The sequence below is a fragment of the Imperialibacter roseus genome (assembly GCF_032999765.1).
Classification (GTDB): Bacteria; Bacteroidota; Bacteroidia; order Cytophagales; family Cyclobacteriaceae; genus Imperialibacter; species Imperialibacter roseus.
In genome coordinates this window covers 476,301-488,810 of record NZ_CP136051.1, presented here as the reverse complement: position 1 = coordinate 488,810, position 12,510 = coordinate 476,301, and the positions used below count along the sequence as shown (strand labels likewise).

General features: G+C 47.1%; 13 protein-coding genes. 9 read left to right on the top strand and 4 right to left on the bottom strand.

Annotation, left to right across the window (positions count from 1 at the left end; translation table 11 throughout):
• Positions 1 to 45: 45 nt before the first annotated feature.
• Both RT717_RS02100 and RT717_RS02095 read left to right on the top strand, forming a co-directional pair.
• Entirely contained in the window at positions 46 to 1,020 is a 975-nt protein-coding gene (locus RT717_RS02100; RefSeq protein WP_317490091.1) for a glycoside hydrolase family 26 protein, read from the top strand.
• A 45-nt stretch (positions 1,021 to 1,065) separates the two neighbouring features.
• Positions 1,066 to 2,271 carry an alpha/beta hydrolase-fold protein gene (locus RT717_RS02095; RefSeq protein ID WP_317490090.1) on the top strand — a complete coding sequence of 402 codons (1,206 nt, stop codon included), beginning with the start codon at positions 1,066 to 1,068 and terminating at the stop codon, positions 2,269 to 2,271.
• Positions 2,272 to 2,311: 40 nt separating this feature from the next.
• On the opposite strand, the gene RT717_RS02090 is transcribed toward RT717_RS02095, so the two are convergent.
• Genes RT717_RS02090 through RT717_RS02080 form a run of 3 tightly spaced genes read right to left on the bottom strand, consistent with a single transcriptional unit; the run spans position 2,312 to position 5,269 of the window.
• The gene (locus RT717_RS02090) at positions 2,312 to 3,424 is read right to left on the bottom strand and encodes a D-TA family PLP-dependent enzyme (RefSeq protein WP_317490089.1); all 1,113 of its coding nucleotides are present in this window, start codon (positions 3,422 to 3,424) and stop codon (positions 2,312 to 2,314) included.
• An 11-nt stretch (positions 3,425 to 3,435) separates the two neighbouring features.
• On the bottom strand, positions 3,436 to 3,897 hold the full coding sequence (locus RT717_RS02085; protein WP_317490088.1) for a RidA family protein: 462 nt from the start codon (positions 3,895 to 3,897) through the stop codon (positions 3,436 to 3,438).
• A 58-nt stretch (positions 3,898 to 3,955) separates the two neighbouring features.
• Complete coding sequence (locus RT717_RS02080) at positions 3,956 to 5,269, bottom strand: gluconate:H+ symporter (protein WP_317490087.1); 1,314 nt, start codon at positions 5,267 to 5,269, stop codon at positions 3,956 to 3,958.
• A 214-nt stretch (positions 5,270 to 5,483) separates the two neighbouring features.
• On the opposite strand from RT717_RS02080, the gene RT717_RS02075 reads away from it, so the two are divergent.
• The 4 genes from RT717_RS02075 to RT717_RS02060 all read left to right on the top strand — a co-directional run bounded on the left by RT717_RS02075 (position 5,484) and on the right by RT717_RS02060 (position 9,543).
• Complete coding sequence (locus RT717_RS02075) at positions 5,484 to 6,341, top strand: phytanoyl-CoA dioxygenase family protein (protein WP_317490086.1); 858 nt, start codon at positions 5,484 to 5,486, stop codon at positions 6,339 to 6,341.
• Positions 6,342 to 6,390: 49 nt separating this feature from the next.
• The gene (locus RT717_RS02070; protein WP_317490085.1) at positions 6,391 to 7,581 is read left to right on the top strand and encodes a nucleoside permease; all 1,191 of its coding nucleotides are present in this window, start codon (positions 6,391 to 6,393) and stop codon (positions 7,579 to 7,581) included.
• A gap of 104 nt (positions 7,582 to 7,685) precedes the next feature.
• Positions 7,686 to 8,879: a Gfo/Idh/MocA family protein gene (locus RT717_RS02065; RefSeq protein WP_317490084.1), complete on the top strand. Its 1,194-nt coding sequence runs from the start codon at positions 7,686 to 7,688 to the stop codon at positions 8,877 to 8,879.
• Positions 8,880 to 8,943: 64 nt separating this feature from the next.
• Positions 8,944 to 9,543 (top strand): hypothetical protein, encoded by a 600-nt coding sequence (locus tag RT717_RS02060; RefSeq protein ID WP_317490083.1) that lies wholly within the window; start codon positions 8,944 to 8,946, stop codon positions 9,541 to 9,543.
• A 10-nt stretch (positions 9,544 to 9,553) separates the two neighbouring features.
• Here the strand turns inward: RT717_RS02060 and RT717_RS02055 are convergent, their stop codons facing one another.
• Positions 9,554 to 10,471 (bottom strand): ThuA domain-containing protein, encoded by a 918-nt coding sequence (locus tag RT717_RS02055; protein WP_317490082.1) that lies wholly within the window; start codon positions 10,469 to 10,471, stop codon positions 9,554 to 9,556.
• A gap of 424 nt (positions 10,472 to 10,895) precedes the next feature.
• Between RT717_RS02055 and RT717_RS02050 the strand changes: the two genes are divergently transcribed.
• Genes RT717_RS02050 through RT717_RS02040 form a run of 3 tightly spaced genes read left to right on the top strand, consistent with a single transcriptional unit; the run spans position 10,896 to position 12,507 of the window.
• Positions 10,896 to 11,417, top strand: coding sequence for a hypothetical protein (locus RT717_RS02050; RefSeq protein ID WP_317490081.1), 522 nt, complete (start codon positions 10,896 to 10,898; stop codon positions 11,415 to 11,417).
• 51 nt (positions 11,418 to 11,468) lie between these two features.
• Positions 11,469 to 12,053, top strand: a complete 585-nt coding sequence (locus RT717_RS02045) for a TMEM175 family protein (protein ID WP_317490080.1) — start codon at positions 11,469 to 11,471, stop codon at positions 12,051 to 12,053.
• Positions 12,054 to 12,066: 13 nt separating this feature from the next.
• Entirely contained in the window at positions 12,067 to 12,507 is a 441-nt protein-coding gene (locus RT717_RS02040; RefSeq protein ID WP_317490079.1) for a DinB family protein, read from the top strand.
• Positions 12,508 to 12,510: the final 3 nt, after the last annotated feature.

Sequence of the window (12,510 nt, the reverse complement as noted above, 5' to 3'; positions counted from 1 at the left end):
TCGATGAAGTCAGCAACATAAAACCATTGCTAAAATTCCGGTCCCATGAAGTCACTAAAGCTCTCTGCTTCCATACTTTTTATTCTTGCCTTTGCCTTTCAGGCCAATGCCCGCCCAGCAAAAAAAGTACTTAAATACTTGAAAGGACTTGGTAACGGCACCTACCTGTTCGGACAAGTCGGCACATGGGTACACAATGAAAATCCTGACATAGACGATGAAAGCAACTGGGTAAAAAAGGTGTACGACCACACAGGAAAAATGCCACGGTACGGCTGCATCACCTACGACTTTGACGACAATCCATTTACCGATGAAGAATGGAACAACGCAGCCAGGAAAATGTGGGACAAGGGAATGATTTTGGGCATTTATAGCTGGTATGCCAATCCTGCCGGGGGCAAATGGAACGACCCACTTGACATCGACCCTATTTTCGCTGACAGTGACAATCCGACTAAAACAAACTTTTACAAACAAATGGATCGCATGGCAGCCAACCTCCAGTGGCTGGAAGATCACAAAATCCCGGTTGTCTACACGCCTTTCGTAGAAAGTGACGATAAAAATAAGTGGCACGCCAAGGAAGGAGCTGAACAGGCCATTAAGCTCTACCAACTGGTTCACGACTACTTCACCAAAACCAAGAAGCTGAAAAACATCATTTGGGCTTACCATACCACACAGAGACAAGGTGCCCTGATTGACTACTACCCCGGCGATGCCTATGTAGATGTCATTGGAAAATCAGCTTATGGAACCGGCTTAGTGTTTACCGAGTACGACTGGGCGGTTGAAAAGAAAAAAAATCACAATAAAATAATTTGGTGGGCAGAACTAGGCATCAGAGGCGAGAAAGATCCACCGAGAGAATGCCTCGATGTGCTCGACAAATTGGAAAACGCCTTCCCTGAGCTGGCTGGGTTTGTCTTTTGGAGTGACGCCGGCTTCTACAACGTCACTGGAAATTTGAACGGAGCTGAACTGATGAACTCTCCGAAAATCGTGACATTAAAATAGTTAGAAGTTGCAGCTTCACTTTGCCACAAGCATAACCCTTGCAGCATGTGCTTACGTATAGCTAAAGGAACCTATCCTGTTTCTGTGATGCGAAAAGCTCTGACCCTTCTCTTCCTTTCGTGCAGCCTCTTTAATTTAAATGGCCAACCTGCAACAGATATTGTCATTGGGAGAGCTTACTCAATTGATTCGAAGATCCTCGGTGAATCCAGACAGTATATGGTCAGCCTGCCTGCGTCCTACCAGGGCGACGACTTTTACATAGATAAAAGCTACCCGGTCATGATTGTGTTGGATGGAGAGCGGCTGTTTCAATTAACTGCCAGCATGGTACAAACCATGAGTTCGGGCGGTACAGAGCAAATTCCGGAGATGATCGTGATCGGCATTCCAAACACCGACCGAAGTAGGGATATGCTACCCAATTACGCTAACGAAGCAGTCGCATCTGGCGCAGTCGAATTCCGACGATTCATCGAAGAAGAATTCCTGCCTGCGGTTGACATCACCTACCGGACAACCAACTGCCGGATACTTGTCGGACATTCGTATTCCGGCCTGTTTGCTGTGGATACTTTCCTTGAGAGCGATTCATTTAAAGGGTTTGTCGCTATTGACCCAAGTCTGTGGTGGGACGATCAGGTGTTGATAAAAAGGGCTAAGGAGCTTTTAGCCAAGAAAGAAACCTTTACCTCCTCCATCTACTTTGGCCAGGCCAACAATCCCTTCAACGAGGGCATCGAAGCTGGAAGGCTGGGAAGAGCCGTGCAGGCTTTTACCAGAACACTGGACACATTACAAATAGCTGACCTTAGGTACCAAACCCACTTCTACGAGCATGAAGACCACTATTCCATTCCGCTAATTACTTTGTATGATGGCATTCAGTTCGTTTTTGAAGGCTACAAGTATCCTCTTAATCAAATAAAAGCCTCGACAGGTGAGTCGATCAGGCAACACTACGAGGCCCTATCGGAGAGAATGGGAGGCCAGCTTTCTCCGCCAGGGAAATTATTGAATCAGGTCGGCATGTATTTATTGGAAGAGGAAGAAAGAATAGCTGATGCCATCAAAATACTGGAACTGAGCGCAGAGAGTTATCCTAATTCACACATCCCTTATTTAAGCCTGGCTGAAGGATACCGGCAGGCTGGTGATACAGAAAAGGCAATTACCCAATACAAAAGAGTCCTTGAGTTGAGCCCATCCAACGAAGAAGTAAAACTGAGGTTAGCGGAGTTAAAGAATTAAGCCTGGTCGCTGCATACCGTTGAGAAGGCTCACAAATAACTCACACCTCAATCTTCCTGTCCCTGGCTATCACCTTCCATTCGCCATTCACTCGCCCTTTTTGTACTGTATTAACTCTTTCATAAAGCGCTACGGTGGGGCAGATGTGAAACGGCAGCCCGTACAATACATCCCCTACCCTGTAACCATGCCCTTCTCCCGCTTCCAGCACAAGGTGCTCCTCACTTTGACCAACAGGCTTCAGCTCAGGGGCATTGAGAAAGTGGACCCGGTTAGTGAGAACGTTCTCTGAGGCAATGGATTTGTGCCCAAGGTCTGTACATATCCTGGTTTTTGTGGGCAAGGAAATGACCCGGGAAACGACCAACGCAGCAGGCAAAAACGGCTGCTCTGCACAAATATCGCTATAGCCCTTGTCCCAATAAACAAAAGTACCAGGGCAGCATATTACATCCTTCCGCTGCGCATGAACAGGAAATGTTGGGGAGCCACCTGCCAGAACAACAGGCTCAGGAAAACCAAGCTGCTGAATATCAATCTTAAGTTTCTCTACCGCCTCAAAAGCTGCGTTGCAAGCTTTGGTCCTTTCCCCAATATCAACCTGCCGATGCTGACCGTCATATACATGCAAGCCCACCGGAACGATGCCCTTCATGGTGGCTACTTTTTCGTAAAGGGCGACGGCTTCCGGGCCTGGTATAATACCCGATCTGTCGTTGCCGTTGTTTACGTCCATATAGGCGTTGATGCGAAGCCCCTGATCGGCAAAGGCAATAGATATGTCCTGAGCCGATTGGGCGTTATCGTAAAGGCAGGAGTAGGTCGTTGTAGGATATTTTCTAATCAATTGCAGGAACCGTGTCAGCTTAGGTCCTGTGGGCTGGTAAGCAAGCACCACATCCTGCGCCCTGATCATCCCCAGCATTTCTGCCTCGGCTATGGTGGCGCATTTGAACTTCTTGATGCCTTCATCCATAAGCATTTTGCACACCTCCTTCGCCTTATTGGTCTTTACATGAGGTCGGAGCCTGTCCACATCATCAATCATTCCCTTCACCCCCTTGATGTTGTCACGCACTCTTTCCGGGTACACTACCATCGCTGGTGAATCAAGCTCATCTATATTGTCAATTGTATACCATTCACTTCCCATAGCTTATTCAATTATTTCAATTCAAAAAGTGCCTCAATTTCCACGGGGATGTTCTCGGGCAGCATACCCATCCCCACTGCGCTCCTCACGCCAATACCATTTTCCTCCCCCCACACCTTTGCAAACAGTTCACTGCAACCATTGATTACATAAGGGTGGCGGTCAAAAGCGGGCACTCCGTTTACCATACCCAGCACTTTAATCACCCGTTTTACTTTCTCAAGACTGCCAAGGTTGGTCTTGATGGTCGAAAGGATCGTCAAACCCACCTGCTGAGCAGCCAACTTGCCCTGCTCAATATCCAACTCACCTCCTACCTTGCCAAAGATCAGGGAGCCGTCTGTTTTTACAGGCCCGTGACCAGATACATACAAGTGCCGGCCATCAATAAGGAAGGGCTTGTACACCCCTTTGGGGGCCGGAGGCGGAGGCAATTCAAGGCCCAGCTGGGCAAATCTTTCGTCAGCAGTCATTCGATATCCAATTTTCAATTGTTAGTTTCAAAATCCTCAGTTCTACGCTGAATGGGAATCATATAAACAAGTCGATCAGTAACACCACAGCCATACCCACCACAGAAACAACAGTTTCCATCAGCGACCATGAAAGAATGGTGTCTTTGATGCTCACGTTGAAATATTCTTTGTACATCCAGAAGCCAGAGTCGTTGACGTGTGAAAACATCAGGCTACCAGCGCCGACAGCCAGCACCATGAGGTTAGGGTCCACTCCGAGCTGCGGCATAATTGGAGCCAGAATACCGGCAGAGGTTAATCCAGCCACCGTAGCCGACCCGATACAAACCCTTATAAAAGCGGCTATCATCCAGCCCAGGATCAGGGGATGAATGTCCATGTTTTGCAGTAAAGCCCCTATCTCAACACTTACTCCGCTATCGCTAAATACTTGTTTCAAAGCACCGGCTCCTCCTACAATCAACAGAATGGGAGCAACGTCTTTAATGGCCTCTGTGTAGTAGCCCATCACCTCGCTCATCTTCTTTTTGCAAGCAAGTCCAATGGAATAGGTGGCAACGGCCAGCGAAATAATCATCACAATGGTGGCGTCAGAAAAGAAAGAAACCATCTTAGCTGTTCCTCCAGAAAAGTCGCCAAATCTATTCAAAAGTGCCGCACTTGCCAGCAAAACTACCGGCAGCAGTGCAGAGAAAAAGCTGGTGAACCCACTTGGAAGCTGATCGTCAGGCAATGGCTTGGCCTGAAAAGTAGCCAGCGGCTTGGAGTCAATTCCCTTCAGCGTACGGGCAAATATTGGTCCGGCAACAATGATGGTTGGCACTGCCACAATGAAGCCATACAAAAGCGTCAGCCCCATGTCGGCATTCAGCTGACCAACCAGCGCAGCGGGTGATGGATGGGGTGGCAAAAACCCATGAGTCACAGATAACGCTGCAAGCATGGGAATTCCGATATACACGGCAGGCAGCTTGTACTGGTAAGTCACCGAAAAAATAAGAGGCACCAGCAGCACAAACCCTACATTATAAAACAGTGGAATGCCCACCACAAAGCCGGTAGCCATCAAGGCCCACTGTATATTTTTCTCTCCAAAGGAGTTCATCAGCACCTGACTGATTTTTTGGGCAGCACCACTTTCCGCCACCAGTTTACCCAACATGGCACCGAGGCCAATTACGATGACAAGGTCGCCCAGGAGACCACCGATACCCTTTTGCACAGAACCCGCCACATCTTCAAGGGGGATGCCCAATGCCAACCCGGCACCAATGGAAACTACAAGAAAGGCCAGAAATGGATTGACCTTGCCCCAGGTGATTAGCAGAACAAGCACGAGGATGCAAAGCAGGATGATGAATATCGACATGGTTAAAAGTGGGTGAGTTATAATTGAAATTGGAAGATAGCAGAATTACTCAGCGGTGACAACAAAAATTTTCCAACGAACCCAGTACGGTTGCGTTTTCCTGTAGCTCATTATGCTGGCAGAAAACCATTGAAACAGAATTTATCTGGCTGGCACGCCAATCCATCATTTTGTTTGTAAATTAGCTACTACTGAACACCCAAAACTTACACCCATGGCACGTGTCTTGTCAGACAAAGAAGTTCATTCCTATCAACAAGAAGGCTTCATAATCATCAAAAATTTCTTCAGCAAGGAAGAAATAGACAAGCTTTACAAGGTGGCCACTGGCGATCAGGTAATGAAAGAGAATGCTGTCGATTTGAATGACCAAACCGGCAAGAAAACCAGGCTAACTCTCTGGTTCAAACCAGGCGACGATATCTACAGCCTATTGGTGCGAAGTAAGCGAATGGTGAAATCCGTTGAGAAGCTCCTTGATAGCCCATCCCCTGTTTGCCATTTCCATTCCAAACTCATGCAAAAAGAGCCTAAGGTTGGCGGAGCCTGGGAGTGGCACCAGGACTATGGCTATTGGTACAAAAACCAGTTTCTATATCCGGAGCAGCTCACCAGCGTAATGATCGCCCTTACCGAGGCCAACAAGGCCAATGGGTGTCTTCAGATCATCAGGGGGTCACACAAAATGGGCCGTGTCAACCACGGCTTCACCGGCGAACAGGTGGGTGCCGACATGGTGATGGTGGATCACGCTTTGGCAACACTGGAGCACATGTATGTAGAGCTACAGCCAGGTGATGCGCTTTTCTTCCATCCCAATCTTTTGCACCGGTCGGAAGCCAATACATCCGACAAGCCCCGCTGGTCACTTATTTCTTGCTACAACTCACTTTCTAACCCAGCTTACAACGACGATTCTCTGGGATGGCGTGAGCCAATTTCGATGGTGGACGATGATGCACTGATGAAGGCCGCAGCCGTCGGAGCTTCCTCCCAGTCCGATTTCCTGAAAAAGGAAAAAGACCCCGCACTAAAAGAAACAGGCTGGGAAAAAGAGGTTGTCACAAAGTAGAACTACACATCAAAACATTAACTATTAACAACTAACATCTCAGCTACAAATGAAGCTAACTACCGGTATTTCACTTTCCATTATGATGCTCCTCGAATACTTCGTGTGGGGCGCCTGGTATGTCACCATGGGCACTTATATGTCAGAACACCTTGGGTCAACCGGCATCCACATCGGAGCCGCCTATAGTGCCCTGGCCATTGCCACCATGATTTCACCGTTTTTTGTGGGCATGGTAGCCGACAGGTTTTTTGCCGCACAAAAAATCATGGGAGTGCTTCATCTGCTGGGAGCGGCATTGCTGTTCCTGGCCACGCAGGTAGCTGACAACTCTTCTTTTTATTGGATCATCATGGCCTACTCATTGCTTTATATGCCGACCATCGCCCTCTCCAACAGTATTGCCTTCGGGCAAATGACGGATCCGGGCAAGCAATTCCCCTGGATTAGAGTGTTCGGAACCCTTGGCTGGATTGTGGCTGGCTTGATGATTGGCTTTTTGGGGATTGAAAAAACGCCTTCTACCTTCGTGATGGCGGCCGTAGTTTCTGCTGCACTTGGCGTATTTAGTTTTATGCTACCCAACACTCCTCCGAAGGGTGGTGAAGATGCCTCAGCAGCACTAGGCACCGAAGCTTTCGTCCTCTTCAAGGACAAACCCTACCTGATCTTTTTCATAGCTGCCATTTTGGTATGTATCCCTCTTTCATTCTACTATGGCTTTGCCAACCCGTTCCTTAACGATGTCGGGATGGAAAACGCCGCTTCCAAAATGACCTTGGGGCAAGTGTCTGAAGCTGTATTTATTCTCGCCATACCTTTCTTGTTCAACAATATCGGTGTGAAGAAAATGCTATTGCTCGGCATGGCTGCCTGGATTCTCCGCTACGTGTGTTTTGCCTACGGAAATGTGGACACTGGCATGTGGATGCTCTATGCAGGGATTATCCTTCACGGCATTTGCTACGACTTCTTCTTCGTCACGGGCTACATGTATACCGAAAAGAAGGCTGGAGCAAAAATCAAGAACGCAGCCCAGGGGCTTTTCACATTCGCTACATATGGTGTGGGTATGACGATAGGCACCTGGTTCTCAGGCTATGCAGTAGACATGTACACCACTGATGGTGTGAAAGACTGGACAAGCATTTGGTGGGTCCCAGCCTTTATTGCCATTGGTGTGATGATCTATTTTATCCTTTTCTTCAGAGAGAAGAAGGAGGTAAAAGTGGCAGCCTGATTATTAAATATCTTATAAATAGAAGGCCTGCCCAAAAAACCCAGGGCCTGTCCCCTGACAGGCCCTCATCGAATCTTGAAATGAACATTTAACCTACTTCGACGATGAGAAAATTAGCTATGCTTGGTGGTGGCTTTATTGGCCGCTTCTACACTGACTCCATTCAAGGCTACCGCAACAAAGACAAAGTGGTAAGCATATATGCCCGCCGGGAGGAAACCGCCACCCAGTTTGCCAAAGACTACAACGTAAAACACTGGACTACCGATATGGAAGAGGCCATTGCCCACCCCGAAGTGGAGGTGGTCTGCGTGGCGCTTCCAAACAACCTTCATGAGCAAGCCGTGTTACTCTGTTGCAAACATAAAAAAGCAGTTATCTGCACGAAGCCCCTGGCACGAAACGCAGCAGAAGCCAAACGCATGCTGGAAGCAGTGGAGAAGGCGGGTATTTTTGCCGGCTACCTCGAAGACCTCGTGTACACACCCAAGCACATCAAAGCCCACGAAAGTGTAATGAATGGTGCGCTGGGCCGTATCCTTTGGGCCAAATCGAGAGAAACCCACCCGGGACCGCACAGCAACTGGTTTTGGGACATGGAGCAGGCCGGTGGCGGCTGTATGCTGGATTTGGGCTGTCATTGTGTGGAAATTGCCCGCAGCTACATCGGCAAAGACATCAGGCCTGTGGAGGTGATGTGCTGGGCCGACACACAAGTAAAGCCTATTGATGCGGAAGACCATGGCATAGCCCTGGTGAAGTACGAAAACGGAGCCATTGGCCAGTTTGAGGTCAGCTGGACATTCCGTGGCGGCATGGACTTGAGAGACGAAGTGATGGGTACCGAAGGCACGATTTGGATCAACAGCTTCCTGCGCACTGGCTTCGAAATGTTCACCACTGGCAAGGGAGCTGACTATGTAGCCGAAAAAGCGGAAAGCAATACCGGCTGGCTATTTCCCGTAGGTGATGAAATGAATGAGTTAGGCTACAACCACATGTTCATGGACATGTTCGATGCCATAGAAGAAGGCAGGGAGGCAAAGGAAACGTTTTATGATGGCTATGTGGTGAACTGCATCCTCGATGCTTGCTACAAGTCTGCCAAAACCAAGCAATGGGAACCTGTGCAGCTCGACATTTGGCGTGGCAAGACAGGTGTAACTAAAGACGGCCACCTGGTAGAATATGACGCTGACCACTACCTGGTGAAAGAGGAGATGACTCATTATGGAGCCAAAAAATTGATCCTAAAAGAAAAAGCTACCGGGAAATTTATAGAAAGGGTGGAGAAGTAAGGAGTAACGTATCTGAGAGCCTGAACATTTGAAAGCTGATAGATTTAATTGACATTGAACCTCAATGGGGCTATCTATTCACTATAGCGGAAGAATAGGAAACAGAGCATCTTTGCCTGATTTAATAGAAGAGGTAAAAGACATCGCCAATATCCATCAATGGAAGCTGTCTGTTTTCAAAGAAGAGTTTCCTGTTCACGCCGATGAAGGACAGTTGGTCGATGGTGAGCTCTACGGGGTTGCCTTCTCCCCGCCAAACTGTGAACCAGTTTGGATATCCTTTTTATCTAATGGGCGGATGAGTACCCCAGTTGCGCTAAAATTCTTTGGAGAACAGAGAGATGAAGATGAAGGTGAAAAGAAGTACCTCTACCAACTCTCCACAAAAACGCAATTTGCCGGAATTCATATCCACAAAGTGATCATTCACTTATTGAAATACCTGAAAGAGAAATATCTGGAAGACTTTGTTTTGTTAGATGAAGGACAATACTGGGAAACTAATGACAAAAGTGTGTTGGAGGCAAACTTTAGCCGCTACACGTTGTTGCTTGATATCGTCGAAGATGGTCTGAAAAATCTGCCAATGAAGCCCGGAGAAAGCATGGAAGCCTACTTTGAGAGAATGGCAAAGAGCTTGAAGAGAAAAGGGGGCCAAAAATAGTCCTGTCCAATTACTTCATCGGCGAGTCGTCACATTTAAGATCACCCACTGCGTATTGCATTCCGTCCAGCAGGAACCTCAGTAGCTTTGGGTTTTCAAATGCCTGGGCATTGTGTGATGGCGATGAATAAAAAACGTGCCCCTTGCCATAGCGCTTGATCCACGAGATGTACTTAATATTGTCGCCAATGGGCTCTTTAAGCCCGGATATTTTATCCGCTTCCATATAGAGCAGCGGATGAAAATTAAGTTGTGAGTAGGCATTATTAAAGATATAAGCTTCGTCTATGTGCTCAAACCCCTCACCGCCAAATGCCTGAACCATCGGGTGTTTGGGATCTACCAGTTTCACGGCAATGTTTTGCTGCTTCGGGTGATAATCAAAGCTCCCACCTACCATCTGGCTAAAGTTGTCCGACTTATTTTCCATCGTTATGGCCCCGTGCAGCACCACCAACCCACCACCACGATCCACATAGCTGAGCAGGTTGTCTTCCAGCTGTTTTGCTTTCATGCGTGCCACCTGTTCGGTAAGCGTGCTGTCTGTTTTCAAGACGTCCCAGAATATATTTCGTTCATCACTTATCGAGCAGTTATTATTGAGCACAACAGCGTCGTAATTCTTTAGGTTGTCTATTTCAAAGACGCTTATGTCTTTTGAGGTTACTACTTTAAACGCCCCGCTCTTCTCAGCGATCAGTTTCACCACCGCTTCAGTGTGTGGAATCGTCCAGTGCTCAAAGCCGGTATGCAGGGAGAAAATAAGTAGGGTCTTCTTTTTCCTTACGGAGACTGTAGTAGAAGATGGAGCGATTTCATCCACGCTAGCAAGCCAGGCGTCCGTTAACTCGAAAGGTTTCAAGTCCTGAGCGAACATCGAAGCAGCACACAAAAGCAGGCAAAATGTAGTTAGGGTTTTGTTCATCATCTTAATCAATAATTAGCTTTTGACCTCAAAAATGGATCATTAAGCGCTGACCGAATATAGGCACTTTCTGCCAAAAGCACTTCTGCAATTATATGAACGATCGCTGACAACCTTGCGGCCTGCACAACTCCGTTATAGCAATTCTTACATTTCTGTCTTATTTTAGACTTCCATATTCATTTTTTTAATGGGAAACACTTTACTATTTTTTCCAAATTCGTTTTTTCACCCCTCGCCGCCAAGGCAAATTAGCGAGCCTATCTGGCTTCATTTTGGATATAACGAGTACGTTTGTCCTCATACTTCCATTTTTTCTGCGTATAATGTAATTAAATCTCCAAAAGAGGTATTTTTAGTTCTCAAACTGGCTCATTCAGTGTTTCAGGAGCTAAGAGAACAGATTAGTGGCCAACTGAAGAATTAGATGTTAAAATTGGATCAACACCTCGTGCAAATGCTTAACGACAACAAATACGTTGTTAGTTACGACACTGGCTCCATCACAATTAAAATGTCCTCTGGCAAACAACTCGAATCTCAGGTATCGCTGACAATCGCCATTTTTGCTTTTTTCTTTGGTGTAAACCCCACTATTATTCTCCTGGTGTTGCTTTTGCTTCTCGTTCCCATTTTATACGACAGGTGGAGGTTCCCCAAAATGGTCACTTTTAATATCCATGAAGAGGCTGTCTATATCAAAAAAGGAATTATCCTCGGAAACGAAGTCGCCATCCACGACATTTTTGACCTTTATGGTGAGAAAAATGAGCTTTCTTCAGATGTAAGTGCATTTAAGGAGGGGAGCATGGACTATATCTACAAAATATTTCTAAGCACCCGCTCGGGCAAAGTTCATAAGTTGCTAAGGCTACAATTTCGTGAGGAACGAGATGGACAGATTAGCCAACTCACCAGGTATTTGAAAAATTTAAAGCCCGTAAAGTAGGTGCCTCTGCTGCCGGTACTTGCTCGTGGCAATTTCCACATTCATTGAAACATGAACAAGAACAGACTTGAGGCATTCAGCGATGGGGTGCTGGCGATCATCATCACCATTATGGTGCTGGAAATGAAAGTACCGCATGGGACTAGTTTTGCCTCACTTAAGCCATTGTTCCCTGTTTTTCTCAGCTATATCCTAAGCTTTGTCTACCTGGGTATTTACTGGAATAATCACCACCACTTGTTACATGCAGCCCGGGTGGTGAGTGGCGGCGTGCTTTGGGCGAATCTTCATTTGCTGTTTTGGCTGTCACTTGTACCCTTTGTTACCGGATGGATGGGCGAAAATCATTTCGCCCCAGTGCCCGTTGCGTTGTACGGTTTTGTGCTTCTTATGGCAGCTGTCTCCTACTTTATTTTGCAAACAAAAATTATCAAAGCTAACGGAAAGGACTCAGTGCTAGCCAAAGCACTTGGAAGCGACGCCAAAGGGAAGGCATCACCCGTGCTCTATATTATCGCCATCGGGTGTTCTTTCATCAATGAGTGGATTGCCTGTGGCATTTATGGTTTGGTGGCTTTAATGTGGCTCATTCCCGACAGGCGCATAGAAAAGAAGTTAAAAGAAGGCACCAATTAAACAAGGAAGCTGTATGGCGAAGGCAGATGACATAGAAAAGTCAGTAATGGTCGGTTATGGCACTTTCGCCTCCATGAGTGAAAATGAATGGACTCAAAAGCCTGCGCCCGACAAGTGGTCTAAAAAAGAAATACTCGGGCACTTGATCGATAGCGCTCAAAACAACCTTCGTCGGTTCATTGTATCCCAGCACGAGCCTGATGACAAGATATACTATCATCAGGATGAATGGGTGCGGTGTCAGAACTACCAGTCGGCAGATATCGGCGAGCTTCAACAGCTTTGGCTGCTTATCAATAAACAGCTTGTGCGAACAGTCAGAAATATTCCAGCTGCGGCACTAAAGAACACCTGTGACACCGGCAAGGAGGCTGTTGAACTCCACACGCTGGCGTTTCTTATCGAAGACTACCACGCCCATATGCTCCACCACCTGAAGCAAATAACAGGCTAGGGG

Coding starts and splice junctions, on each gene's coding strand:
- RT717_RS02050 (WP_317490081.1), top strand. CDS start 10,896: ATGTTAAAATTGGATCAACACCTCGTGCAAATGCTTAACGACAACAAA.
- RT717_RS02085 (WP_317490088.1), bottom strand. CDS start 3,897: ATGACTGCTGACGAAAGATTTGCCCAGCTGGGCCTTGAATTGCCTCCG.
- RT717_RS02065 (WP_317490084.1), top strand. CDS start 7,686: ATGAGAAAATTAGCTATGCTTGGTGGTGGCTTTATTGGCCGCTTCTAC.
- RT717_RS02055 (WP_317490082.1), bottom strand. CDS start 10,471: ATGATGAACAAAACCCTAACTACATTTTGCCTGCTTTTGTGTGCTGCT.
- RT717_RS02100 (WP_317490091.1), top strand. CDS start 46: ATGAAGTCACTAAAGCTCTCTGCTTCCATACTTTTTATTCTTGCCTTT.
- RT717_RS02090 (WP_317490089.1), bottom strand. CDS start 3,424: ATGGGAAGTGAATGGTATACAATTGACAATATAGATGAGCTTGATTCA.
- RT717_RS02080 (WP_317490087.1), bottom strand. CDS start 5,269: ATGTCGATATTCATCATCCTGCTTTGCATCCTCGTGCTTGTTCTGCTA.
- RT717_RS02075 (WP_317490086.1), top strand. CDS start 5,484: ATGGCACGTGTCTTGTCAGACAAAGAAGTTCATTCCTATCAACAAGAA.
- RT717_RS02095 (WP_317490090.1), top strand. CDS start 1,066: ATGTGCTTACGTATAGCTAAAGGAACCTATCCTGTTTCTGTGATGCGA.
- RT717_RS02040 (WP_317490079.1), top strand. CDS start 12,067: ATGGCGAAGGCAGATGACATAGAAAAGTCAGTAATGGTCGGTTATGGC.
- RT717_RS02060 (WP_317490083.1), top strand. CDS start 8,944: ATGGGGCTATCTATTCACTATAGCGGAAGAATAGGAAACAGAGCATCT.
- RT717_RS02070 (WP_317490085.1), top strand. CDS start 6,391: ATGAAGCTAACTACCGGTATTTCACTTTCCATTATGATGCTCCTCGAA.
- RT717_RS02045 (WP_317490080.1), top strand. CDS start 11,469: ATGAACAAGAACAGACTTGAGGCATTCAGCGATGGGGTGCTGGCGATC.